General features: G+C 72.1%; 22 protein-coding genes. 19 read left to right on the forward strand and 3 right to left on the reverse strand.

The window, feature by feature from the left end; all coding sequences use genetic code 11:
- The first annotated feature begins 294 nt into the window (after positions 1 to 294).
- The 17 genes from ACGFU6_RS09860 (at position 295) to ACGFU6_RS09940 (ending at position 18,724) form a co-directional block, all read left to right on the forward strand.
- Positions 295 to 1,293, forward strand: coding sequence for an MBL fold metallo-hydrolase (locus ACGFU6_RS09860; RefSeq protein ID WP_393609437.1), 999 nt, complete (start codon positions 295 to 297; stop codon positions 1,291 to 1,293).
- 120 nt (positions 1,294 to 1,413) lie between these two features.
- The gene (locus tag ACGFU6_RS09865) at positions 1,414 to 2,841 is read left to right on the forward strand and encodes an ATP-binding protein (protein WP_393609439.1); all 1,428 of its coding nucleotides are present in this window, start codon (positions 1,414 to 1,416) and stop codon (positions 2,839 to 2,841) included.
- Complete coding sequence (locus ACGFU6_RS09870) at positions 2,838 to 3,263, forward strand: roadblock/LC7 domain-containing protein (protein WP_123527212.1); 426 nt, start codon at positions 2,838 to 2,840, stop codon at positions 3,261 to 3,263. The genes ACGFU6_RS09865 and ACGFU6_RS09870 overlap by 4 nt, the downstream gene beginning before the upstream one ends.
- Positions 3,260 to 3,613 (forward strand): DUF742 domain-containing protein, encoded by a 354-nt coding sequence (locus ACGFU6_RS09875; protein ID WP_393609442.1) that lies wholly within the window; start codon positions 3,260 to 3,262, stop codon positions 3,611 to 3,613. Before ACGFU6_RS09870 ends, ACGFU6_RS09875 begins: the two co-directional genes overlap by 4 nt.
- Complete coding sequence (locus tag ACGFU6_RS09880; protein ID WP_393609443.1) at positions 3,591 to 4,205, forward strand: ATP/GTP-binding protein; 615 nt, start codon at positions 3,591 to 3,593, stop codon at positions 4,203 to 4,205. Before ACGFU6_RS09875 ends, ACGFU6_RS09880 begins: the two co-directional genes overlap by 23 nt.
- Complete coding sequence (locus ACGFU6_RS09885) at positions 4,202 to 5,476, forward strand: cytochrome P450 (RefSeq protein ID WP_393609444.1); 1,275 nt, start codon at positions 4,202 to 4,204, stop codon at positions 5,474 to 5,476. Before ACGFU6_RS09880 ends, ACGFU6_RS09885 begins: the two co-directional genes overlap by 4 nt.
- A gap of 83 nt (positions 5,477 to 5,559) precedes the next feature.
- Entirely contained in the window at positions 5,560 to 5,979 is a 420-nt protein-coding gene (locus tag ACGFU6_RS09890) for a cell division protein SepF (RefSeq protein ID WP_185092430.1), read from the forward strand.
- Between the two features lie 125 nt (positions 5,980 to 6,104).
- A complete protein-coding gene (locus ACGFU6_RS09895) occupies positions 6,105 to 7,430 on the forward strand; it encodes an ATP-binding protein (RefSeq protein WP_393609446.1) in 1,326 nt (441 codons plus the stop codon).
- A complete protein-coding gene (locus ACGFU6_RS09900) occupies positions 7,427 to 7,786 on the forward strand; it encodes a nucleotide pyrophosphohydrolase (protein ID WP_393609448.1) in 360 nt (119 codons plus the stop codon). Before ACGFU6_RS09895 ends, ACGFU6_RS09900 begins: the two co-directional genes overlap by 4 nt.
- 125 nt (positions 7,787 to 7,911) lie before the next feature.
- Positions 7,912 to 8,448 carry a DUF6099 family protein gene (locus tag ACGFU6_RS09905; protein ID WP_393609449.1) on the forward strand — a complete coding sequence of 179 codons (537 nt, stop codon included), beginning with the start codon at positions 7,912 to 7,914 and terminating at the stop codon, positions 8,446 to 8,448.
- Positions 8,449 to 8,553: 105 nt separating this feature from the next.
- Positions 8,554 to 9,477 (forward strand): LLM class F420-dependent oxidoreductase, encoded by a 924-nt coding sequence (locus ACGFU6_RS09910; protein WP_393609451.1) that lies wholly within the window; start codon positions 8,554 to 8,556, stop codon positions 9,475 to 9,477.
- A gap of 19 nt (positions 9,478 to 9,496) precedes the next feature.
- Positions 9,497 to 10,525, forward strand: a complete 1,029-nt coding sequence (gene mmuM, locus ACGFU6_RS09915) for a homocysteine S-methyltransferase (protein WP_393609453.1) — start codon at positions 9,497 to 9,499, stop codon at positions 10,523 to 10,525.
- Between the two features lie 43 nt (positions 10,526 to 10,568).
- The gene (locus ACGFU6_RS09920) at positions 10,569 to 12,044 is read left to right on the forward strand and encodes a 3' terminal RNA ribose 2'-O-methyltransferase Hen1 (RefSeq protein ID WP_393609455.1); all 1,476 of its coding nucleotides are present in this window, start codon (positions 10,569 to 10,571) and stop codon (positions 12,042 to 12,044) included.
- Positions 12,041 to 14,683, forward strand: a complete 2,643-nt coding sequence (locus ACGFU6_RS09925; protein ID WP_393609457.1) for a polynucleotide kinase-phosphatase — start codon at positions 12,041 to 12,043, stop codon at positions 14,681 to 14,683. Before ACGFU6_RS09920 ends, ACGFU6_RS09925 begins: the two co-directional genes overlap by 4 nt.
- Positions 14,684 to 14,752: 69 nt before the next feature.
- Positions 14,753 to 15,985: an arginine deiminase gene (locus tag ACGFU6_RS09930; protein ID WP_393609459.1), complete on the forward strand. Its 1,233-nt coding sequence runs from the start codon at positions 14,753 to 14,755 to the stop codon at positions 15,983 to 15,985.
- A 117-nt stretch (positions 15,986 to 16,102) separates the two neighbouring features.
- A complete protein-coding gene (gene argF / locus ACGFU6_RS09935; protein WP_393609461.1) occupies positions 16,103 to 17,107 on the forward strand; it encodes an ornithine carbamoyltransferase in 1,005 nt (334 codons plus the stop codon).
- 192 nt (positions 17,108 to 17,299) lie between these two features.
- Positions 17,300 to 18,724, forward strand: a complete 1,425-nt coding sequence (locus ACGFU6_RS09940; RefSeq protein WP_393609463.1) for an amino acid permease — start codon at positions 17,300 to 17,302, stop codon at positions 18,722 to 18,724.
- A 4-nt stretch (positions 18,725 to 18,728) separates the two neighbouring features.
- Here ACGFU6_RS09940 and ACGFU6_RS09945 read toward each other — a convergent pair whose 3' ends face one another.
- Positions 18,729 to 19,163: an ATP-binding protein gene (locus ACGFU6_RS09945; RefSeq protein WP_393609465.1), complete on the reverse strand. Its 435-nt coding sequence runs from the start codon at positions 19,161 to 19,163 to the stop codon at positions 18,729 to 18,731.
- Positions 19,164 to 19,417: 254 nt separating this feature from the next.
- On the opposite strand from ACGFU6_RS09945, the gene ACGFU6_RS09950 reads away from it, so the two are divergent.
- Both ACGFU6_RS09950 and ACGFU6_RS09955 read left to right on the forward strand, forming a co-directional pair.
- Entirely contained in the window at positions 19,418 to 20,245 is an 828-nt protein-coding gene (locus tag ACGFU6_RS09950; RefSeq protein ID WP_393609466.1) for an enoyl-CoA hydratase family protein, read from the forward strand.
- Complete coding sequence (locus tag ACGFU6_RS09955; protein WP_393609467.1) at positions 20,242 to 22,545, forward strand: bifunctional salicylyl-CoA 5-hydroxylase/oxidoreductase; 2,304 nt, start codon at positions 20,242 to 20,244, stop codon at positions 22,543 to 22,545. Before ACGFU6_RS09950 ends, ACGFU6_RS09955 begins: the two co-directional genes overlap by 4 nt.
- Here the strand turns inward: ACGFU6_RS09955 and ACGFU6_RS09960 are convergent.
- Both ACGFU6_RS09960 and ACGFU6_RS09965 read right to left on the reverse strand, forming a co-directional pair.
- A complete protein-coding gene (locus ACGFU6_RS09960; protein WP_393609469.1) occupies positions 22,532 to 22,960 on the reverse strand; it encodes a hypothetical protein in 429 nt (142 codons plus the stop codon). The two genes, ACGFU6_RS09955 and ACGFU6_RS09960, sit on opposite strands and share 14 nt — an antisense overlap.
- Positions 22,953 to 23,789, reverse strand: a complete 837-nt coding sequence (locus ACGFU6_RS09965; RefSeq protein WP_393609471.1) for a GNAT family N-acetyltransferase — start codon at positions 23,787 to 23,789, stop codon at positions 22,953 to 22,955. Before ACGFU6_RS09965 ends, ACGFU6_RS09960 begins: the two co-directional genes overlap by 8 nt.
- Positions 23,790 to 23,821 lie beyond the last annotated feature (32 nt).

Below are 23,821 nucleotides of genomic sequence, written 5' to 3' on the forward strand. Positions count from 1 at the left end.
TTCGAGCGGTCCTGCCGGGGGCTTTGTGGCGTCTGTTTTGAGCCATGCTCGGTGGGTAATCGGCCTCTTCCGGTTTGACGGGCGCTCACTGCGCAACGGCGAAGCGGCGGGGATCGCCCGGGGGATATTGACGAGAACATCCGGATAATCCCGTGAGGCGGGCGGCTCCGCTGCTCTCGTACGGTCACCGGTCGACTGTCCTGGAGGAGGTAGAACGGCGATTTCAAGCCAGTTGAAGGTCTTGGTGTCCGATTTCGAACGCGCGACCGGAAACCGGTCGGCATAATCGCGTCCATGTCGATCACGGGTGGAGACGTCGTTGACCTGGGGCGGGGCCTGCACGCATGGCTCCCGCCGAAGCGGGGCTGGGGGCTGGCCAACTGCGGCCTTCTCGTCTCGCCCCGTGGCGCGCTCTGGATCGACACCCCGTACGACCCGGCACTCGCGGGGCAGTTCCTGGCCGAGAGCACGAAGCTGCTGCCCGCCGGTGTCTCCATCGACCGGGTGATCGTCACGCACGCCAACGGCGACCACTTCTGGGGCGCGGGCGTGCTCCCGGACGCGGAGATCATCGCGACCCGCGAGGCCCGGGAGCACATCCACTACGAGCCCACCCCCAAGCAGCAGCACGCGCTGGTCAACGGAGGCGATCCGGCCGGACCGCTCGGCGACTACCTCGGCCGCCACTTCGGCCTGTTCGACTGGTCGCAGACCGAACCGGTCCAGCCGACCACCTACTTCACCGGGGAGCTCGAACTGACCCTGGGGGAGTACCCCGTCCGGATCACCGCCCTGCCGCCCGCCCACACCACCGGTGACCTGCTGGTCCACCTGCCCGCCCAGAGCGCCGTGTTCAGCGGCGACATCATCTTCTCCTCGACTCCCGGGCAGCCCGGCGACCACCCGATCCACTGGGCGGGCCCGCTGAGCAACGTGATCGCGGCCTGCGAACAGATACTGGCCACCGGAGCCGAAACCGTCGTGCCGGGCCACGGACCGGTCCTGGACCGGGCCGGGGTACGCGAACACATCGCCTATCTGGAGTACGTACGGGAACGGGCACACACCCTCCACGCCGCCGGGGTGCCCGCACCGGAAGCGGCCCGCCGCGTGATCGCCGAAGGGCGCTACCCCGGACTCGGGCTCCCCGAACGGCTGGTGGTGACGATCGGCAGCGAGTACCGGCAGCTGGACGGCTCCGAGATGCCGGGGGTCCTCCAGGTGATGACCGAGGTGGCCGTGCTGGCACGCGAAGTGGAACAGGCCCGTGAACCCGCGGGCGCGGTGGAGTGAGCCCCCGGCCCGCCGCAGTGGCCGGGCCGACCGTCCGGCACACAGGCCGGGCCGACCGTCCGGTTCTCCGCCGCCGCCCCGGCCGGAGAACCGGCCCGACGACAGAAACGCGGTAACGGCATGGGATGGATCGTGGCGGTGATCGCCGTCGTGGCCGCCGTGGCGGCGACGACGCGCTCGTACGGGTCCGCCCGCTCGGAACAGCTCGCCGTGGCCCACGCCGAGCTGACCGAACGGCAGCTGAAGGCCGCCGAGGCGCGTACCGCCGTGCTCGTCGACGAGATCAGGCAGCTGGCCCAGAAGCGGATACCGGCCGCCGCCGTCGCCCTCTCCCACCCCACCGCCCAGGTCCCCGGACTGCGCGAGGCCGCCGAGGTCGACGGCGAGGCCGCCCGGCTGCTCACCGAAGCCGTGCAGGCCGCCAGGACCGCCGTCATCGAGGAACGACAGCGTGTCGACGCGGCAGCCCGCGCGGCGATGCGCGGCACCTCGGCCAAGATCCAGTCGCTGCTCAACCAGTCCCAGCAGCTGCTGCACGAACTCCAGCACGAGTACGACGACCCGCGCATCCTGCAACTGGACTTCCGCAACGAACTGGCCCTGCGCCGCACCCAGTCCACCGCCGTCCTGTGCGACGCCTGGCCCGGCCTCGCCCGGCAGAACTCACCGCTCGTCGAGATCGTGCTCGGGGCCCAGTCCCGCGTCGCGGGCTACGAGCGGATCAAGGTGGCCAACCACCTGCGCGAGGAGCGGCTGGCGCTCGCGGCCAGGGCAGCCGAACCTCTCGCGATCGCCCTCGCGGAACTGCTCGCCAACGCCACCGCGTACTCGCACCCCGACACCGATGTGACGGTGACGCTCCAGCAGAGCGGCGGCCGGGGCGCGTTCCTGGTCGTCGACGACGCGGGCATCGGCATGGACGAGGACGCGCTCGACCGGGCCCGCGCACTGCTGGCGGGCCGCACCGAGGTGCTCCTGACCGAGCTGGGCGACCCGCCCCAGACCGGCTTCGCGGTCGTCGGCCGGCTCGTGACGCAGTACGGCTTCCACTGCCACATCGAGGCCTCGCCGTTCGGCGGCATGCGGACCATCCTGCGCGTCCCCGCACATCTGCTGACCGTGCTGAAGGAGGACCGGACGCTCTCCGCCCTGGCCCCGACGCCCGTGTCCGGGCACGCCGCCCCGCCCGAGGAGTCCGGCCCGGCCGAGGAGTCCGCCCCGGCCGCCCCCGCCGCGTCCGCTGCCCCCGCTGTCCCCGCTGTCCCCCCGCAGGACCCCCCGCGGACCGCCCCCGCCGAGGCCCCGGCCGGCCTGCCCAGCAGGCGCCGGCGCGCACCCCGGGCGGTCGCGGCCCAGGCCCAGGTCCCCGCCGCCGCCCCGGCCGCCGGACAGGTGCCCCGTACACCGGAGCAGGCGGAGTCTTCCTGGGCGGCCCTCCAGCAGGGCACCCTCAACGGCAGGAGCGTCGCCGGGCGGGCCCCCGCACCGGAATCGGACGGCCACGACCACCTGGGCGACCAGGACGACCAAGGAGACGACGAGACGTGAGCGCCCCCAGCCCCACCACCGGTGACCTCGCATGGGTGCTGACCCCGCTGCTGGAGCTGCCCGGAGTCCAGCATGCCGTGGTCGCCACCGGTGACGGCCTCATCGAGGGCGCCTCACCCGGTCTCGACCGGGCGTCCGGCGAACGGGTCGCCGCGATGACGGCCACACTGCACGCCGCCGCGCGCGCCTTCACCACGGCGTTCACCGACGCGGAGGGCCCGAAACTGGCCCAGACGGTCGTCGAATCCGACCTGGGCTTCGCCGTCGTCGTACCGGCGGGGAACAACACCACGCTCGCCCTGTTCGCCGAACCCGGTGCCAAACTCGGTGACATCGCCTACCAGATGCAGGTGCAGGTGACCGCGCTGACCCGGGCGATGCACGCGCCGGCCCGCCAACCGGACACCGCCACCCGGCCATGAGCGCCGGACCGGGACGCCGTCTGATCCCCGCCTACCTGGTCACCGGCGGCCGGTCCCGGCCCGCCGGCCCCGCGCTCGACCGGCTCGCCGTGCTCGTACGCACCGATACGGCGCCGCCCCCCGGGACCGGCTCCGAACAGCGCAGACTGTGCGAACTGCTGGAACCCGGCGCCCTCACCGTCGTCGAGTGCGCGGCCCACCTGGACCTGCCGGTCAGCGCCACCGTATTCCTGGCCACGGACCTCGCGGCCGCCGGACTTCTGCTCACCCGACCACCGATACCCAGTGCCGGGGAGATCGACCGGTCGCTCGTCGAGAGGCTGCTCGTTGGACTCCGCTCCCTCCACTGACCGGAGCGGCGTCGGCTATCTGCCGGCCGCCGCCCGGACCCTGATGAAACTCGTCGTCACGGGTCCCTTCGGCGTGGGCAAGACAACCCTGATCCGTACGCTCTCGGAAATAGCCACCCTCCATACGGAGGAGGCGATGACCCAGTCCAGCACCCTGCTCGACGACACCGCCGGGCTCCCCGACAAGACCACCACCACGGTCGCCATCGACTTCGGACGGCTCACCGTCCTGGACGACCTGGTGCTCTACATGTTCGGCACACCCGGGCAGGAGCGGTTCCTGCCGCTGTGGGAGGACATCGCCCGCGGCGCGCTGGGCGCGCTCATCCTGGTGGACACCCGGCGGCTCGGTGACTCCTTCGCGGTCATGGACATGGTGGAGGAGCAGGGCCTGCCCTACGCCGTCGCCGTCAACCGCTTCCCCGACGCGCCCGCCCACAGCGACGACGTCCTGCGCAAACACCTCGACCTCGCCCCCGGGACCCCGCTCATCCAGTGCGACGCCCGGGAGCGCCGCGGCAGCATCGACGCCCTGATCGCGCTGGCCGAACACGTGCTGACCCGACTGCCGCGACCCGAGGACCCGTCATGACCCTGTACGCACCGCCGCCCCAGCCGCTCGCGCTGTACGGTCCCGACTTCGCGGCCGACCCGCACGGCCACTACCGCAGGCTGCGCGAGCACGGCCCGCTGACACCGGTCCGCATCGCCCCCGGCGTCGAGGCGATGCTGGTCACGGACTACCAGGCGGCCGTCGACCTGCTGCGCGACACCCACACCTTCAGCAAGGACCCCCGCGCCTGGCAGGCGACGATTCCGCCGGACTCGCCGGTGCTGCCCGTGCTCGGCCACCGTCCCACCGCGCTGTTCAGCGACGGCGACGAGCACGCCCGCTACCGCGACGCGATCAACGACAGCCTCGCGCTGATCGAACCGCACATCCTGCGGGCGGAGGTGGCCAGGGCCGCCCAGCAGCTCATCGGGGAGTTCGCCGCCACCGGCACCGGCGACCTCATCGCCCAGTACGCCAGGCGGCTCCCGCTGCACGTCTTCGTCACCTGGTTCGGCGTCGACCCCGAGGACGGCGAACGGATCGTCGACGGCATCGGCGGCATGATGAACTCGGCGCAGGGCGCCGCCGCCGCGTACGCCGACTTCGTCGATGTCGTCACCCGGCTCGTCGCCGACCGGCGCGCCCGCCCGCGCCGCGACCTGACGTCGTACCTGCTCACGCATCCGGCCCGCCTCGACGACGACGAGACGGTGCGTCAGATCACCCTGGTGATGAGCGCGGGCCACGACCCCACGACCAACCTGATCGGCAACTCCATCCTGCACATGCTCACCGACGAGCGGTACGCGGGTTCGCTGCACGGGGGAGCGATGACCGCGCACGAGGCGATCAACGAGGTCCTGTGGCAGGAACCGCCGCTCGCCAACCTGGCCGCGCACTACCCGCGCCAGGACACCGAGTTCCACGGGGTACGGCTGCACGCCGGACAACTGGTCCTGGTCTCGTTCGGCGCCGCCAACACCCAGTCCGCGACGGTCACGCCGCAGGAAGGCGGCCGTTCCGGGGCCAGCGCCCACCTCGCCTGGTCGGCGGGCCCGCACCGGTGCCCCGCGAAGCAGCCCGCGCTGCTCATCGCGATGACCGCGATCGAGCAGTTCACCAGCCAGCTGTGCGACGCGGAACTCGCCGTTCCGGTGAACGAACTGCTCTGGCGGCCCGGCCCGTTCCACCGGGCCCTGGCGCACCTTCCGGTCCGCTTCACACCGCTCGACACGACGCCCGCCACCGGCCCGGACCAGGGCTCCGCGACCTTTACCGCCGGCACTCCGAAGGTGTCGATCGGGTCCTGAGCCGTGTCGCTGGTAGGCCGAACGGGTGAGGGGCGAGAGAATTGCCCGATGAACAGTGAGCGCAGCCGGCGCAACGCCGACCGATGTACAGACGGAGTGGTCCGGTGAGCAGGTACGACAGGTATGACGTCACCGACGAGCAGTGGGAGGGACTGGCCCAGGTCGTACCCCTGCGCAGCCGCAACGAGTGGCCCTCCAGGGTGGACCACCGCACGGTCCAGGAGGAGCGGGAGAGCGCCGAGCAGCGGCGCATGGTGGTGCTGCGGGTCCAGGTCTTCGCGGATGCGCGCGAGGTGGCCGAGTACCTGGTCGGGCAGGTTCCGGTGCTGCTCGACCTGACCGGCGCCGAGCCCGATGTGGCCAAGCGGATCCTCGACTTCACCAGCGGTGTCGTCTTCGGTCTCGGCAGCGGAATGCACCGGGTGGACCGGAACGTCTTCCTGCTGTCGCCGATCGGCATGGAGGTCGAGGGTGTGACGGCGGCGGGTGTGCCGGGCGCCTGAATCGTGTTGCGGGTTACCCCGGTGTGCGGCACGGCATGCGGGCGGGGGAGGCCGTTACTTCGATTGAAGGATGACCGGTCCGGCGGAACGGTTCGCCGGAGAGCCGGGTGCATACGGTCCTTGGCATGACCGCACCCGGCCTCCGCGCCGATCCGCCCTGCACCGATCCACTCCGCACCGACCCTCCCTGCACCGGTCCGCCCCGCACCGCGGCGCCCTGCACCGGTCCTTCGGAGCCGTCCGGCTCCGATTACGGCCGGTGGTCGAAGCGTTGTGCCGGTCCGGTCGTGACCGAGCTGCGGCTCTCCGCCTTCGCGGCGCACCGGGGCACGGTCGTACCGCTGGCCCCGCTCACCCTTCTCACCGGCCCGTCGGGCAGCGGTGCGTCGAGTGTGCTGCGGGCCTACGAGGCGCTGTCCCGGCTGGCGGCCGGGGCGTCGCTCCACGAGGTCTTCCCCGATCCGGCGGGGTGCGTCCCCGAAGGGGCAGCGGCCGACGGGCAGCGGCGGCGCGGGTTCCGGATCGGTTGCACGGCGGACGGTCCGGCAGGCCCGGTCCGGCTCGAACTCGCCGTCCAGGCCGAGCCCACCCTGCGGATCGTCGGCGAGCGGCTGACCCGGGCCGGGGAGACCCTGTTCAGCACCGCGCTCCGCGATCCGGGCCGGCCGACGCTCCAGGCGGCCTGGCAGACCGCGGACGAGCTCCCGGTGACGCGCGAACGGCTGCCGGACGACCGGCTGGGCACGGCGCTGCTGCCGCTGCGGGTCGCGGGCCGGACCCCGGGCCAGCTGCAGGTGCTGGCCGCCGCCGAACAGCTGGTGGTGGCGCTGCGCCCGGCCTTCGGCTGCGAGCCGTTGCCGCATCGGATGCGGACCCCGGTGCCACCGGGCGAGAGCCGGCTGCGCCGCGACTGCGGGAACCTCGCGGCGGTGCTGCACGCCGCGCACAACGGGCACGGGAGCGGGGGTGCGAGCGGGCGGGGGCCCGGGGGTGGGTACGCGGGCGGGTACGTGTACGGGCGACGGCATGCCCGGCTGGTCGCGCTGGCGGACGCAGGATGCGCACGCCCGGTGACCGGGGTCGGCGTCGAGAGGCTCGCGGACGGGCTGGTCCGCGCGCTCGTGGCCCGGGGCGACGGCCCCGGCACCCCGCTGGAGAGGCTCGGTGACGGCGAACTGCGTTATCTGGCACTGGCCGTCGCCCTGCTGATGGGCCCGGGGGCGGATCCGGCGGACGCCGATTCGGAGGTGCCGTCGGCCCTGCAGACCCGCACCTTGCTGACTGACGGGCTCGACCGGGACCTGGACGGGCGCCAGACGCGCGAACTGCTGGCGGAGGCGGCGTCGACGGTGGCCGCGGGCCGGGTCCGGCTGCTGGGCACGGTGACGGAGGCGGGCGCCGCACGGGCCCGCGGGACGGCCGGAGCGACAGTGGTAGACCTGGGACCGTGACAGAACTCGACGTACCCGACCTGCAACGACGGCTCGCCGCATTCGCGGCCGCACGCGACTGGGAGCAGTACCACACCCCGAAGAACCTGGCGTCGGCGCTGAGCGTCGAGGCGTCCGAACTCATGGAGATCTTCCAGTGGCTGACGCCGGAGCAGTCGGCCCGTGTGATGGACGACCCCGGTTCCGCGCACCGGGTGTCGGACGAGGTCGCCGACGTCCTCGCGTATCTGCTGCAGTTCTGCGCGGTGCTGGACATCGACCCGCTCGCGGCGCTGGCGGCCAAGATTGAGCGGAATGAGGCGCGCTTCCCGGCCACGAAGGGTGCTGATACGGCCGATCGTCACTCTTCGGAGTGATCGACTTATTCACAGTCGACAGGGTGTCCACAGATTTCCGAAATCCTCTGGCCTTTCGGTACCACCGCCCTCACTGTGGGTAATGGAAGAGGTGAGCGGGTTTCCGTACCGAACGGGGGCAACACATGGAAGCGGAGCGGTTGGTAGCGGTCATCAGGCAGGCTCTGGCCCGGAGCAGGGGCACGCCGGACATCATCGCCGAGGCCTGGCAGGCACAGGCCCTGGCGCAGGCGGTCGGGAGCCGGCTGGCGGCGAGCGGCCCCAAGGAGTTACGGGGCGAGGCGGGAGGCCTCAGCGAGATCGGCGGGAGAAGCAACGGGACACTTGACCATCCGGCGGCGCGGGCCGGGGTGGCGAGGGCGGCGCAGCTCTCCGAAGTGGCCGACCCGCGCGCCGCGCTGACGGGGCTGGGCACGCTGCTGGGGGAGGTGGGGATAGCCCTGGTCGGGGTGGCGTGCGAGACCGATGAACAGAGCCTGTACTGGCAGTGCATGGAGGCGATCGACGCCGCCGACGAGTCGACGGACCGGGTCCACGGAATGCTCCGGCTCCTCGACGAACGGGACCGGGAGCGCCAACAGGATCTGGAGCGCAGCAGGGAGCGGGACGGCCCCCACGGCGTGCTCCACGGACCGGCGGGCCCGGCCGCCGGCCGGCCCTGAGGGCTCGGGCCCGTCCGGCGGACCATGCCCGGGATGCCACGGACACCGCGGCGGCGAAAGGGACGGGAGAGGGACGGGCGGTGTCCGGGGGTGCAGGATGGATGCATGGATCTTCGAATCTTCACCGAGCCCCAGCAAGGGGCGAGCTACGACACCCTGCTCACCGTCGCCAAGGCCACCGAGGACCTCGGCTTCGACGCCTTCTACCGCTCCGACCACTATCTCCACATGGGAGGGGGAGACGGGCTCCCGGGCCCGACGGACGCCTGGATCACGCTGGCCGGGCTGGCGCGTGAGACCAAGCGGATCCGCCTCGGCACGCTGATGACGGCAGGTACGTTCCGGCTTCCCGGCGTGCTCGCCATCCAGGTGGCACAGGTCGACCAGATGTCCGGCGGTCGCGTCGAACTGGGCCTGGGCGCGGGCTGGTTCGAGGACGAGCACAAGGCGTACGGCATCCCGTTCCCGCAGGAGAAGTTCGGCCGGCTGGAGGAGCAGCTGGCGATCATCACCGGGCTGTGGTCGACCGAGGTCGGCAAGACGTTCAGCTACGACGGCACCCACTACCAGCTCACCGAGTCACCGGCCCTGCCCAAGCCGGCGCAGGCCAAGGTGCCGGTCCTGATCGGCGGGCACGGGGCCAAGCGCACACCGCGGCTGGCCGCCAAGTACGCGGATGAGTTCAACATCCCGTTCGCCTCCCTGGAGGACAGCGAGAAGCAGTTCGGCCGGGTCAGGGAAGCGGCCGAGGCGGCGGGCCGGGGGCCGGACGACCTGGTGTACTCCAACGCGCTGGTGGTCTGTGTCGGCAAGGACGATGCCGAGGTGGCCCGCCGTGCCGCCGTCATCGGGCGGGACGTGGCGGAGCTCAAGGCGAACGGCCTGGCGGGTTCGCCCGCCGAAGTGGTCGACAAGATCGGCCGGTTCGGGGCCATCGGGGCTTCCCGGATCTACCTCCAGGTGCTGGATCTCGACGACCTGGCGCACCTGGAACTGATCTCGTCGCAGGTCCAGTCCCAGCTCGCCTGAGACCGGGAGAGGAGTATCTGTGCGTCCCGCCCGTGACCCCGGCCGGAGCGCCCGCACTCCGGGCAGTGACAGCCGGCCCTCCGGCCGGCCGTTCGCCGGAGCGCCGTCCCGGCCCCTCGCGGCCGCGCTCGCGACGGGTACGGTCCTGCTCGATGGCGGTCTCTCCAACCAACTGGAGGCGCAGGGCTGCGATCTGTCCGACGCGCTGTGGTCCGCCCGGCTGCTCGCCGACGGGCCGGAGCAGATCGAACGGGCTCACTCGGCCTATGTGCGGGCGGGTGCACAGGTGCTCATCACCGCCAGTTATCAGGCGAGTTTCGAAGGGTTCGGGCGGCGTGGTCTGGGGCGGGCGGAGGCGGCCGCGCTGTTCGCCCGCAGTGTGGAGCTGGCCCGCCGGGCTGCCGGTTCGGTGGAACGGGACGTGTGGGTCGCCGCCTCGGTCGGCCCGTACGGGGCGGTGACGGCGGACGGCGCCGAGTACCGGGGCCGGTACGGGCTCTCGGTCCGGGAGCTGGAGCGCTTCCACCGACCCCGGATCGAGGCGCTGGCAGCCGCGGGGCCCGACGCCCTGGCGCTGGAGACGGTGCCGGACACGGTTGAGGCGGAGGCGTTGCTGCGGGTCGCGGAGGAGTCCGGGCTGCCGGTCTGGCTCTCCTACACCGTGGCGCGGGGGGAGACCAGGGCGGGACAGCCGCTGGAGGAGGCGTTCGGCCTCGCCTCGGGGTACGAGCGGGTGGTGGCGGTCGGGGTGAACTGCTGCGATCCGGCCGACGCTGACGTGGCGGTGCGGACGGCCGCCGAGGTGACCGGAAAGCCGGTCGTCGTCTACCCGAACAGCGGGGAGCGCTGGGACGCCGGGAGACGGGCATGGGCCGGCGGCGCCACGTTCGATCCCGGCCGGGGCCGGGCCTGGCGGGAGTCCGGGGCCCGGCTGGTCGGAGGCTGCTGCCGGGTCGGCCCGGAGACCGTCGCGGAGCTGGCGGCGCTGCTCGGGGCACCGGCGGGAAACCACGTGGAAGGAGGGACGGAAGACCCGGAGGCGGACTGAAAATGCCTGGTGAGGGGGAATGAACGAGTCCATACTCGGATGTGTGTTCCTGACGATCAGTACCACCGGCACCCCGGAGCGTCCCGCCACCGATCTCGGATTCCTGCTGCACAAGCATCCCGAGAAGGCGCAGACGTATTCCACCTCCCATGGCACCGCGCACGTCTTCTATCCAGAGGCGTCCGCGGAGCGCTGCACGGCGGCGTTGCTGCTGGAGGTGGACCCCGTGGCGCTGGTACGGCGAGGCAAGGGCAAGGGCCGGGGCGGCGCCCCCGACGCGGCACTCGCCCAGTACGTCAACGACCGCCCGTACGCGGCCTCCTCGCTGCTGTCCGTCGCGATGAGCACCGTCTTCAAGTCCGCGCTGAGCGGCGCCTGCCGGGCGATGCCCGAGCGGGCCGAGGAGACGCTGCCGCTGCGGATCGAGGTGCCCGCCCTGCCGGCCCGTGGTGGTGCCGAGCTGGTGCGCAAGCTCTTCGGTCCGCTCGGCTGGTCGCGGGTGGACGCGGTGGCCGTACCGCTGGACGAGCAGTTCCCCGAATGGGGGGACTCGCGGTACGTACGGCTTGTGCTGGAAGGCGAGTTGCGGCTGGCCGACGCGCTGCGACAGCTGTACGTCCTGCTGCCGGTGCTCGACGACGCGAAGCACTACTGGGTGTCGCCGGACGAGGTGGACAAGCTGCTGCGCGCCGGTGAGGGCTGGCTGGCCGGTCACCCCGAGCAGAAGCTGATCACCAGCCGTTACCTGGCCCGCCGCTGGGGGCTGACCAGGCAGGCGATGGAGCGGCTGGAGCTGGTCCGGCTCGCGGAGTCGGACGACCTGGACGTCGAGAGCATCGACAACGCGGTCGACGAGACGGCCGACACCGAGGAGCGGCCGGTGCCGCTCGCGGAGCAGCGGCGAGCCGCGATCCTGGCCGCGCTGACCGGGGCCGGAGCGAGCCGGGTGCTCGACCTGGGCTGCGGACAGGGCCAGTTGGTGCAGGCGCTGCTGAAGGACGTGCGGTTCACGGAGATCGTCGGGGTCGACGTCTCGATGCGCGCCCTCACCGTCGCCTCGCGCCGGCTGAAGCTGGACCGGATGGGGGAGCGGCAGGCCGCCCGCGTGACGCTCCAGCAGGGCTCGCTCACGTACACCGACAAGCGGCTCAAGGGGTACGACGCGGCGGTGCTCAGCGAAGTCATCGAGCACCTCGACCTGCCGAGGCTGCCCGCGCTGGAGTACGCGGTGTTCGGTTCGGCCCGGCCCCGCACCGTCCTGGTGACCACACCGAACGTCGAGTACAACGTCCGCTGGGAGACGCTCCCGGCCGGGCATGCCCGGCACGGAGACCACCGCTTCGAATGGACCCGGGCCGAATTCCGTTCCTGGGCGGGCGAGGTGGCCCGTCGGCACGGGTACGGGGTGGAGTTCGTGCCCGTCGGACCCGAGGACCCGGAGGTGGGTCCGCCCACCCAGATGGCCGTGTTCACCATGACCGCGGCCGACGAGACCGAGAAGGAGGCGAAGGCCGCATGAGCGGGACGAACGACAGCACCAGCACCAGCACAAGTTCCAGCACCAACAGCAGTTCCAGTTCTGGCACCGGGTCCGGCACCGGCGACGAGGCCGCGCGCGTCCTGCCGGTGACCGACCTCTCCCTCGTGGTCCTCATCGGGGCGAGCGGCTCGGGCAAGTCGACCTTCGCCCACCGGCACTTCCGGCCGACCGAGATCATTTCCTCGGACTTCTGCCGGGGTCTCGTGGCCGACGACGAGAACGACCAGAGCGCGAGCAGGGACGCCTTCGACGTCCTGCACTACATCGCGGGCAAGCGGCTGGCCGCCGGACGGCTGACCGTCGTCGACGCCACCAACGTCCAGCCCGAGAGCCGCCGCCAGCTGGTGAAGCTGGCCCGGGAGCACGACGTGCTGCCCATCGCGATCGTGCTGGACCTGCCCGAGGAGGTCTGCCAGGCGCGCAACGCCGCCCGCCCCGACCGGGCCGGCATGGGCCGCCACGTCGTCCAGCGCCACCGCCGCGAACTGCGCCGCTCGCTGCGTGGCCTTGAGCGCGAGGGCTTCCGCAAGGTCCACATCCTGCGCACCGAGGAGGAGGCCGGGCACGCCGAAGTGGTGCGGGAGCGCCGCTACAACGACCTCCGTCATCTCACCGGCCCCTTCGACATCATCGGCGACATCCACGGCTGCAGCTCCGAGCTGGAGACCCTGCTCGGCAAGCTCGGCTACGCGGACGGCGCGCACCCCGAGGGACGTACCGCGGTCTTCGTCGGAGACCTCGTCGACCGAGGCCCCGACAGCCCCGGAGTGCTGCGCCGGGTGATGTCGATGGTGTCCGACGGCAACGCGCTCTGCGTGCCCGGCAACCACGAGAACAAGCTGGGCCGCTACCTCAAGGGCCGAAAGGTCCAGCAGACCCACGGACTCGCGGAGACCATCGAGCAGCTGGAGCGGGAGGACGCCGGGGACCCGCAGTTCCGCGAGCGGGTCCGGGAGTTCATCGACGGGCTCGTCAGCCACTACGTACTGGACGGCGGCGACCTCGTCGTCTGCCACGCCGGGCTGCCCGAGAAGTACCACGGCCGCACCTCCGGACGGGTCCGCTCGCACGCCTTGTACGGCGAGACCACGGGCGAGACCGACGAGTTCGGCCTGCCGGTGCGCTACCCGTGGGCGGAGGACTACCGGGGCCGGGCCGCAGTCGTCTACGGCCACACGCCCGTGCCCACCACCTCCTGGATCAACAACACCATCTGCCTGGACACCGGCGCGGTCTTCGGCGGGAAGATGACCGCGCTGCGCTGGCCGGAGCGCGAACTCGTCGACGTACCGGCCGAGCAGGTCTGGTACGAGCCGGTGAAGCCGCTGGTCACCGAGGCGCCGGGCGGCCGGGAGGGCCGGCCGCTGGACCTCGACGACGTGCGCGGCCGCCGGATCGTGGAGACCCGGCACCTGGGCCGCATCTCGGTGCGTGAGGAGAACGCGGCGGCCGCGCTCGAGGTCATGAGCCGTTTCGCAGTCGACCCCCGGCTGCTGGCCTACCTGCCGCCGACCATGGCGCCGACGGCGACCTCGAAGGAGGAGGGCTATCTGGAACACCCGGCCGAGGCGTTCGCGCAGTACCGGGCGGACGGCGTGGCGAAGGTCGTGTGCGAGGAGAAGCACATGGGCTCCCGGGCCGTGGCCCTCGTCTGCCGCGACGCGGACGTGGCACGCGAGCGCTTCGGGACCGGCGACGCGGGCGAGGACGGTCCGACGGGCGCCCTGCACACCCGCACCGGGCGCCCGTTCCTCGACGACGCGGCGCTGACCGAGGTGGTCCTGGGCCGGCTGCGCGCCGCCGTCACCGCCGCCGGGCTGTGGGAGGAGTGGGACACCGACTGGGTGCTGCTCGACGCCGAACTGATGCCCTGGTCCCTCAAGGCGGCCGGACTGCTCCGCTCGCAGTACGCGGCGGTCGGCGCTGCCTCGGGCGCCGTCTTCCCCGCGGCCGAGGCAGCCCTCGCGGCGGCGGCGGAGCGCGGCATCGACGTCGGCGCGCTCGCCGGCCGGCAGCACGGCCGGGCACGGGACGCGGCGGCGTTCACCGAGGCCTACCGCCGTTACTGCTGGAGCACCGAGGGGCTGGAGGGAGTGCGGCTTGCACCGTTCCAGATCCTCGCGGTGCAGGGCCGCTCGCTCACCACCGTCCCCCACGACGAGCAGCTGGCCTGGCTGGACCGGCTGGTGGAGCACGACCCCACCGGGCTGCTCCAGGTCACCCGGCGGCTCGTCGTCGACACCGCCGACGAGGCCTCGGTCCGCTCCGGCATCGACTGGTGGCTGGAGATGACCGGGCGCGGCGGCGAGGGCATGGTGGTCAAGCCGCTCGGCGCGTTCGCCAGGGACGGCAAGGGGCGCTTGGTCCAGCCGGGCATCAAGGTGCGCGGCCGGGAGTACCTGCGGATCATCTACGGACCCGAGTACACCCGCCCGGAGAACCTGGAGCGGCTGCGCGGCCGGTTCCTCGGCCACAAGCGCTCGCTCGCCCTGCGCGAGTACGCCCTGGGCCTCGAAGCCCTGGACCGGCTGGCCGGCGGTGAGCCGCTGTGGCGGGTGCACGAGGCGGTGTTCGCGGTGCTGGCGCTGGAGTCGGAGCCGGTGGACCCCCGGCTGTAGTAAGGGTCGTGGAAGAACCGGCAGGCGATTCGCCGGGTGAACGGCGCTCCGCGCGGTGAGGATGAGGGCATGGGATTCCATGTCGACTCCGAGGCCGGGCGGCTGCGCCGCGTCATCCTGCACCGCCCCGATCTGGAACTGAAACGGCTCACCCCGAGCAACAAGGACGCACTGCTCTTCGACGACGTGCTCTGGGTGCGCCGGGCCCGCCAGGAGCACGACGGGTTCGCGGACGTGCTGCGTGACCGAGGCGTCGAGGTCCACCTCTTCGGTGATCTGCTCCGCGAGTCGCTGGAGATTCCGGTGGCCCGGCGGCTGGTGCTGGACCGGGTCTTCGAGGAGAAGGAGTACGGCCCGCTCGCCACCGAACACCTGCGGGCCGCCTTCGAGGAGCTGTCCGCCACCGAACTCTGCGAGGCGCTGGTCGGCGGGATGACCAAACGGGAGTTCCTGGAGCGGTACCGCGAACCGACCTCGGTCCGCTTCCACGTGATGGATCTGGACGACTTCCTGCTCGGACCGCTGCCGAACCACCTCTTCACCCGCGACACCTCGGCCTGGATCTACGACGGGGTCTCCATCAACGCCATGCGCTGGCCGGCCCGGCAGCGCGAGACCGTCCACTTCGAGGCGATCTACGGGCACCATCCGCTCTTCACCGGACCCGACGCGGGCGCCTTCCACCACTGGTCGCAGGGGCAGGACGACTACCCCTCCACCATCGAGGGCGGCGACGTCCTGGTCATCGGCCGGAGCGCCGTCCTCATCGGGATGAGCGAGCGCACCACTCCGCAGGCGGTGGAGATGCTGGCCCGCGGACTCTTCGACGCCGGGTCCGCCCGGACGATCGTGGCGCTGGACATGCCCAAGAGCCGGGCCTTCATGCACCTGGACACGGTGATGACGATGGTCGACGGGGACACTTTCTCCAAGTACGCGGGCCTGGGCATGCTGCGCTCGTACACCATCGAGCCGGGGGACGGCCCGCGTGACCTCAAGGTCACCGACCATCCGCCCGAGCACATGCACCGCGCCATCGCGGCGGCGCTGGGGCTGGACTCGATCCGGGTCCTCACCGCCACCCAGGACGTGCACGCCGCCGAGCGCGAACAGTGGGACGACGGCTGCAACGTGCTGGCCGTCGAACCGGGTGTCGTCGTCGCCTACGAGCGCAACGCCACCACCAACACCCATCTGCGCAAGGAAGGGATCGAGGTCATCGAGATCCGCGGCAGCGAACTGGGCCGGGGCCGGGGCGGGCCCCGTTGCATGAGCTGCCCGGTGGTCCGCGATCCGGTGTAGCCGGGCGTGCGGCGCGGGCGGAGGGGGGCCCGAACGCCCTGTATAGCGATGCATTGCATCGTATAGACTTCCAGGGTTACCGTATGCGTCCCCCCGCCCGACCCAGGAGCAGTCACCATGGCCATAGACCTCGAAGGCCGCCACTTCATCAAGGAGCTGGACTTCACGGCCGAGGAGTTCCGCGGCCTGATCGACCTGGCCGCGGAGCTGAAGGCCGCGAAGAAGGCGGGGACCGAGGTGCAGCGGCTGCGCGGCCGGAACATCGCGCTGATCTTCGAGAAGACCTCGACCCGCACCCGGTGCGCGTTCGAGGTGGCCGCCGCCGACCAGGGTGCGGCCACCACGTACCTCGATCCGTCCGGCTCCCAGATGGGGCACAAGGAGTCGGTGAAGGACACCGCGCGCGTCCTGGGCCGGATGTTCGACGGGATCGAGTACCGGGGCGACAGCCAGGCGGCCATCGAGGAGCTGGCCGCGTACGGCGGGGTGCCGGTCTTCAACGGGCTCTCCGACGACTGGCACCCCACCCAGATGCTCGCCGACTACCTCACCATGACCGAGCACAGCACGAAGCCGCTGGAGCGGATCGCCTTCGCCTACCTCGGGGACGCCCGGTTCAACATGGGCAACTCCTACCTGGTGACCGGCGCCCTGCTGGGCATGGATGTGCGGATCGTCGCGCCGAAGGCCTACTGGCCCGCCGACGGGATCGTCGCGGAGGCCCGCAGGCTCGCCGAGGGCAGCGGGGCGACCGTCACGCTCACCGAGGACATCGCCGAGGGCGTGCGCGGCGCCGACTTCGTCGCCACCGACGTCTGGGTCTCGATGGGCGAGCCCAAGGAGGTCTGGGACGAGCGCATCGCCGCCCTCGCCCCCTACGCCGTCACCATGGACGTCCTGCGGGCCAGCGGCAACGCCGACGTGAAGTTCCTGCACTGCCTCCCGGCCTACCACGACCTCGGCACCAAGGTCGGGCGCGAGATCCATGCCCGGCACGGTCTGACCGAGCTGGAGGTCAGCGACGAGGTCTTCGAGTCCGCCCACTCGGTCGTCTTCGACGAGGCGGAGAACCGGATGCACACGATCAAGGCGGTGCTGGTCGCGACGCTGGCCGCGCACTGACCAGGACATACCGCATGTTCATGCGCTCAATTGGGTGAACATGCGCATGGGTACCTATCATGGTCCCCATTGGTGGGGTTCGAGCTCGCACGCTCGAACCCCATTTTTCGTGTGCCCGACGGCCCCCACGCCGTCACCGGCGCCACCCGCACCACCCCCCCCACATGTGCCACCAGAGATGAGAACAGTCCCGTGAGCCCTCTGCGCCTGCCCGGCCCGCCGTACCGCGTCAAGGACCCCCACCAGCTGATCGCGGAGTCGGGAGCCGACTTGGAGGGGCACGGCCTCAAGCGCACCATGGGCCTCTTCCAGCTCGTCTGCTTCGGAGTCGGCGCCGTCGTCGGCACCGGCATCTTCGTCGGCCTGTCCGACAGCGTGGCCGAGGCCGGCCCGGCCGTCGTGCTGTCCTTCGTGCTCGCCGCGATCACCTGCATCTTCACCGCGCTGTCCTTCGCCGAACTGGGCAGCGCGATCCCGGTGTCCGGCAGCTCGTACTCCTTCGCCTACGCCACCCTCGGCGAACGCGTCGCGTTCCTCGTCGGCTGGTGCCTGCTCCTGGAGTACGGCGTGTCCGTCTCCGCCGTGGCGGTGGGCTGGAGCCAGTACGTGAACGAGCTGCTCGACAGCCTCTTCGGATGGCAGCTGCCCGCCGCGCTCTCCTCGGGGCCCGGCGACGGCGGAGTGATCAACCTGCCCGCGGTCGTCGTGGTCATGATGGCGGCGACCCTGCTGGTGCGGGGCATCCGGGAGAGCGCCGGGGCCACGGCCGCGATGGCGGTCCTCAAGATCACCGTCCTGGTGATGTTCTGCGCCATCGCCTTCACCGCCTTCGAGCACGGCAACCTCACCCCGTTCGCGGCCCACGGCGCGGGCGGCGTCACCGCGGGGGCGTCGCTGGCGTTCTTCTCGTACATCGGGTTCGACGCCATCACCACCGCGGGCGAGGAGGTCAAGAACCCCCGGCGCAACATCCCGGTCGCGATCATGATCTGCATCGGCCTGGTCACGCTGCTCTACTGCGCGGTCGCCCTCGCCGCCATCGGCGCCCTCGGCCCGGACGCCGTATCCGACAAGCCGGCCGCGCTCTCGCTGATCGTCGACCGGGTCACCGGCTCGACGCTCGGCGGCGGGATCATCGCCTTCGGGGCGATCGTCGCCATCGCCTCGGTCGTCCTGGCGGTGATGTACGGGCAGACCCGCATCCTCATGTCGATGTCGCGCGACGGTCTGGTCCCCCGGGTCTTCGAACGGGTCTCGCCGCGCACCTCGACGCCGGTCGCCAACACCTGGATCGTGGCCACCGTCTTCGCCGTCCCGGCCGCCTTCTCGTCACTCGACGTGGTGGTGAACCTGACGACCATCGGCACGCTGGCCACCATGGTCGCGGTCAACCTCGCGGTCATCGTGCTGCGCCGCCGCAACCCCGAGGTGCGCGGCGCCTTCCGGATCCCGCTCCACCCCGTCGGCCCGCTGCTCGGCGTCGGCTTCTGCGTCTACCTCATGTACGGGACCGGCTGGACCACCTGGGTCCAGTTCGCGGTGTTCCTCGCGGCCGGCGCGGTGCTGTACGCCCGCTACGGCCGGAGCCGTTCCCGGCTGGCCGGCCGGGCGGCGTGAGCCCTTAGTCCACCGGCCCGGTCTGCGACGGCAGGGTGAACCACACCGCCTTGCCCTGTTCCGTGGTGCGGTGACCGCAGGACGAGCTGAGGGTGCGGATCAGCAGCAGGCCCCGGCCGTGCTCCTGCCAGGGGTCCGGCTCGCTGCCGGGCCCGGGGCGGGAGAGGTCGCCCGGGGGCGCGGGGTCGCGGTCGTGCACCTCCACCTGGCAGCCGGTCGGCAGCAGCTCCACCACCAGCTCGACGGGCTCCACCCCGAGGGTGTGCTCCACCGCGTTGGCGACCAGCTCGGCGGTGAGCAGTTCGGCGGTGTCGGTGTCCGCCGGGGCCTCCAGGTCCGCCAGCGCCGTGCGGATCAGGGCGCGCGCGATCGGCACGGCCGCAGCCGTGTGCGGCAGCGCGATCCGCCAGGAGGCGGGGGCGGGGACATCGGGCGGCACGGCGGGGGTTCCATTCGGAGTCGAGACGTTCCTGGAACGCATTGCTTCTTGGTTCAACCGTACGAAGCATCGCGGCTCGGACAAGGGGCTGTCGACCGGTACGAAGGGGGACTTTCGTCACTACGTCCCCGCGCTCCGTGTGCCGACGGCCTCACGCTCCGCACATCATCTATCGCGCACTCGTGACGGGAGTCACGTACGAGTGATAAATTCGGTGCAAGCAGTAGCCCGACGGCTGAAGGGGACCACCCTCCATGAGCCCGTTTCCCAGCTCCGCGGCACCTACGGAGAACTGGCGCCATCTCCGGGTCACGACGCGTGACGGGGTCGCCACCGTCACCCTCGCCCGCCCCGAGAAGCTCAACGCGCTGACCTTCGGCGCCTACGCGGATCTGCGCGATCTGCTGGCCGAGCTGTCCAGGGACCGTTCCGTGCGGGCCCTGGTGCTGGCCGGTGAGGGGCGCGGCTTCTGCTCCGGCGGCGATGTGGACGAGATCATCGGCGCCACCCTCGCGATGGACACCGCCCAGATCCTGGACTTCAACCGGATGACCGGCCAGGTGGTACGGGCCCTGCGCGAATGCCCGTTCCCCGTCGTCGCGGCCGTGCACGGGGTCGCCGCGGGCGCGGGCGCCGTCCTCGCGCTGGCCGCCGACTTCCGGATCGCCGACCCGTCGGCCCGGTTCGCCTTCCTGTTCACCCGGGTCGGGCTCTCCGGCGGCGACATGGGCGCCGCCTACCTGCTGCCCCGGGTGGTGGGCCTCGGCCACGCCACCAGGCTGCTGATGCTCGGCGAACCCGTCCGCGCCCCCGAAGCGGAACGCATCGGGCTGATCAGCGAACTGACCGAGGAGGGCCGCGCCGACGAGCGGGCCGCGGAGCTGGCACGCCGCCTCGCGGACGGCCCCGCGCTCGCCCTCGCCCAGACGAAGGCACTGCTCACCGCCGAACTCGACATGCCACTGGCCGCCGCCGTCGAGATGGACGCCGCCACCCAGGCACTGCTGATGCACGGCGAGGACTACGCCGAGTTCCACGCCGCCTTCACCGAGAAGCGGCCGCCGAAGTGGCAGGGCCGGTGACAGCCCCCGGCACCGCGGACCCCGCAGGCCCGCACCGCATCGCCGTCATCGGCGGCGGCCCCGGCGGGCTCTACGCCGCGGCGCTGCTCAAGCGGCTGGACCCGGAGCGCGAGATCACCCTCTGGGAGCGCAACGCTCCCGAGGACACCTTCGGCTTCGGCGTCGTCCTCTCCGACGAGACGCTCGGCGGCATCGAGCACGCCGACCCCACCGTCCACCGCGCCCTGCAGAAGGAGTTCGTCCGGTGGGACGACATCGACATCGTCCACCGGGGCCACACCCAGACCTCCGGCGGCCACGGCTTCGCCGCGCTCGGCCGCCGCCGCCTCCTGGAGATCCTGCACGAGCGCTGCGCCGCCCTCGGGGTGCGGCTCCGCTTCCGCACCGGGGCGCCGCCCGCCGCCGAGCTGGCCGCCTCCCACGACCTGGTGATCGCCGCCGACGGAGTCCACAGCGCCACCCGCGACGCCCACGCCGACCGCTTCGGCCCCCGCGTCAGCGACCACCGCTGCCGCTACATCTGGCTCGCCGCCGACTTCGCCCTGGACGCCTTCCGCTTCGAGACGGCCGAGACTGCGTACGGCGTGATGCAACTGCACGGCTACCCCTTCTCGCCGGACGCCTCCACCGTCATCGTGGAGATGCGCGAAGAGGTCTGGCGGGCCGCCGGGTTCGACACCTGCGACGTGGCCGAGTCGACCCGGCACTGCGCCGCGATCTTCGCCGGCGCGCTCGGCGGCCGGCCACTGCGCTCCAACAACTCCTCCTGGCTCACCTTCAGCACCGTCGTCAACGCCCACTGGTCGCACGGCAACACGGTCCTCATCGGTGACGCGGCCCACACCGCGCACTTCTCCATCGGCTCCGGCACCAAACTCGCCGTCGAGGACGCCCTCGCGCTCGCCGCCTGCATCGAGGAGCAGCCCACCCTGCCCGCGGCCCTCGCCGCGTACGAGAACGAGCGCCGCCCCGTGGTCGAATCGACCCAGCGCGCCGCGGCCGCCAGCCTGCGCTGGTTCGAGGAGCTGGGCACGTACGTCGACCAGCCGCCCCGCCAGTTCGCGTTCAACCTCCTCACCCGCAGCCGCCGCGTCACCCACGACAACCTGCGGCTGCGCGACAGCGGCTTCACCGCCGCCGTCGAGGAGGAGTTCGGCTGCCCGCCCGGCACCCCGCCGATGTTCACCCCGCTGCGGCTGCGCGGTCTCGAGCTGCGCAACCGGGTCGTCGTGTCGCCCATGGACATGTACTCGGCAACCGACGGGGTCCCCGGCGACTTCCACCTCGTCCATCTGGGGGCGAGGGCGCTCGGCGGCGCGGGGCTCGTCATGACGGAGATGGTCTGCGTGAGCCCCGAGGGCCGCATCACCCCCGGCTGCACCGGCCTCTACAACGACGAACAGGCCGCCGCCTGGACCCGGATCACCGACTTCGTGCACACCGGATCGCCCGGCACCGCCATCGGCCTCCAGCTCGGCCACTCCGGCCGCAAGGGCTCCACCGGACTCATGTGGGACGGCATCGACCAGCCGCTCGACGCGGGCAACTGGCCCCTCGTCGCGGCCTCCCCGCTTCCGTACGCCCCAGGGGTCAACCAGGTCCCGCACGCTCTGGACCGGGCCGGGCTCGACGCGGTGCGCGGGCAGTTCGCGGACGCCGTCCGCCGCGCCGACGCCTGCGGATTCGACCTCGTCGAACTGCACTGCGCCCACGGCTACCTGCTCTCCGGCTTCCTCTCGCCGCTCACCAACCGGCGCACCGACCGCTACGGCGGACCGCTGGAGAACCGGCTCCGCTTCCCGCTGGAGGTCTTCGACACGGTCCGGGAGCTGTGGCCCGACGACCGTCCGATGACCGTCCGGATCTCCGCCACGGACTGGGCCGAGGGCGGCACGACGGCCCAGGACGCCGTGGAGATCGCCCGCGCGTTCGTCGCGCACGGCGCCGACGCCATCGACGTCTCCACCGGCCAGGTCGTCCCCGGCGAACAGCCCGAGTACGGGCGCTCCTACCAGACCCCGTACGCCGACCGGATCCGCAACACGCTGTGCGTGCCCGTCGTCGCGGTGGGCGCCATCTCCTCCTGGGACGACGTCAACTCCCTGTTGCTGGCGGGCCGCGCCGACCTCTGCGCCCTCGCCCGCCCCCACCTGTACGACCCGCACTGGACGCTGCACGCGGCGGCCGAGCAGGGCTACGCGGGGCCCGGCGCGCCTTGGCCGCTCCCGTACCGCGCGGGCAGCCGCACCCCGCCGACCGGCCGCACGGACGCACCGAAACCGAGGCTCACCCTGGGCTGAGCGGCAGGCACTCGTGGCAGCGGCAGGGATCGGGGTGCGGGGCGGCGTGGTAGTGGCGCCGCTCGTGGCGGGCGACCCGCTCCAGCAGCTCGGCCAGTTCCTCGGCCTCCGCCCGAGTCCGGGGCCGGGTGCCGCTCCGCCTGAGCACCGCCGGGGAGTACACCAACTGGTGCCGGAAGGTGTGCAGATGGCGGGTCGCGGTGTCGATGGTGATCCAGTGGCTGGTGTGCCGGCCGTGGCCCACCGCGGTCAGCTGCTCGTTGGCCATCCCGGGATAGGTGTCGATGACGTAGACCTTCGCCCCGCCCCGGAACGCCTTCGTACCGGGCCGGAACTCCTGCCCCAGCTCCCCGTACCGCCGCCACAGCACCACGTTCGCCGCGACCAGCCAGAGTGGCTCGGGGGCCTCATCCACCGTCGGGCGCCGCGCGGACGGGCAGCCGGTCGCAGACCGCCCGGTAGCCGATCCGGGTGTACACACCGTTGCTGGTCGGGTTCGCCAGGTCCGTGAAGAGCAGCACCTCGTCCACGCCCGCCTCCCTGGCCGCCCGGCTGACCTCCGCGGTCACCGCCGCCGCGTAGCCCCGGCCGCGGTGTTCGGGCGGGGTGTAGACGGGAGCGACGCGGGCCGTGCCCGCGAGCCGCAGCGAGATGCCCGCCATCGACACGGGGACGCCCTCGTTCTCCCAGAGCGTCAGCCGGCCTTCCGCCGTCCGCTCGTCGACCGCCCGCCCATGACGTTCGCCGTGCCCGGCCGGCCCGCCGATGTCGACGGCGAACGCGGCGTACCAGCGCAGCAGCAGGGGCCGGTCCGAGGGAGTCGCGGGCCTCGCCCGCCCGTCGGGAGCGGGTGACGGCCGAGTGAGCTCGCCCAGCCGGTACAGCCGCTGCTCCTCGTCGACGCGGTGTCCCGGCCAGTGGGCCGCCACCGCCAGGGCAGTGGCCCGGTCCGCGTTGACGTGAGTGAGCCGGCGGGCCGCCATCAAAGGGGCCACGGCCTCCGGGGCGAGCGCGTTCAGCGTCGCGGGGTAGGGCGGCGTCTGGAGCATGGTGCCCGCCACCTCGCCGTTGGCACCGCGCCACCAGCCCATCACCGGATCGTGGTCGCCGTAGGCGGTCGGACCGTGGCGGCGCAGGGCCGCCGTCACGGTGAGCATGACCGTGCTCTCGGCCGGCCGCGCGGCCAGCGAGGGGCCGGCCACGTCGAGGAAGACGTCGACGTCGTCGGTGAAGGTCCATGTCATGCAGCCGCATTCTGCCGGGCGCACCACCGTCG

It is taken from the genome of Streptomyces sp. NPDC048462, assembly GCF_043200175.1.
In the GTDB taxonomy this organism is placed as follows: domain Bacteria; phylum Actinomycetota; class Actinomycetes; order Streptomycetales; family Streptomycetaceae; genus Streptomyces.

Coding starts and splice junctions, on each gene's coding strand:
- ACGFU6_RS09860 (WP_393609437.1), top strand. CDS start 295: ATGTCGATCACGGGTGGAGACGTCGTTGACCTGGGGCGGGGCCTGCAC.
- ACGFU6_RS09865 (WP_393609439.1), top strand. CDS start 1,414: ATGGGATGGATCGTGGCGGTGATCGCCGTCGTGGCCGCCGTGGCGGCG.
- ACGFU6_RS09875 (WP_393609442.1), top strand. CDS start 3,260: ATGAGCGCCGGACCGGGACGCCGTCTGATCCCCGCCTACCTGGTCACC.
- ACGFU6_RS09885 (WP_393609444.1), top strand. CDS start 4,202: ATGACCCTGTACGCACCGCCGCCCCAGCCGCTCGCGCTGTACGGTCCC.
- ACGFU6_RS09890 (WP_185092430.1), top strand. CDS start 5,560: ATGTACAGACGGAGTGGTCCGGTGAGCAGGTACGACAGGTATGACGTC.
- ACGFU6_RS09895 (WP_393609446.1), top strand. CDS start 6,105: ATGACCGCACCCGGCCTCCGCGCCGATCCGCCCTGCACCGATCCACTC.
- ACGFU6_RS09905 (WP_393609449.1), top strand. CDS start 7,912: ATGGAAGCGGAGCGGTTGGTAGCGGTCATCAGGCAGGCTCTGGCCCGG.
- ACGFU6_RS09910 (WP_393609451.1), top strand. CDS start 8,554: ATGGATCTTCGAATCTTCACCGAGCCCCAGCAAGGGGCGAGCTACGAC.
- ACGFU6_RS09925 (WP_393609457.1), top strand. CDS start 12,041: ATGAGCGGGACGAACGACAGCACCAGCACCAGCACAAGTTCCAGCACC.
- ACGFU6_RS09930 (WP_393609459.1), top strand. CDS start 14,753: ATGGGATTCCATGTCGACTCCGAGGCCGGGCGGCTGCGCCGCGTCATC.
- argF (WP_393609461.1), top strand. CDS start 16,103: ATGGCCATAGACCTCGAAGGCCGCCACTTCATCAAGGAGCTGGACTTC.
- ACGFU6_RS09950 (WP_393609466.1), top strand. CDS start 19,418: ATGAGCCCGTTTCCCAGCTCCGCGGCACCTACGGAGAACTGGCGCCAT.
- ACGFU6_RS09965 (WP_393609471.1), bottom strand. CDS start 23,789: ATGACATGGACCTTCACCGACGACGTCGACGTCTTCCTCGACGTGGCC.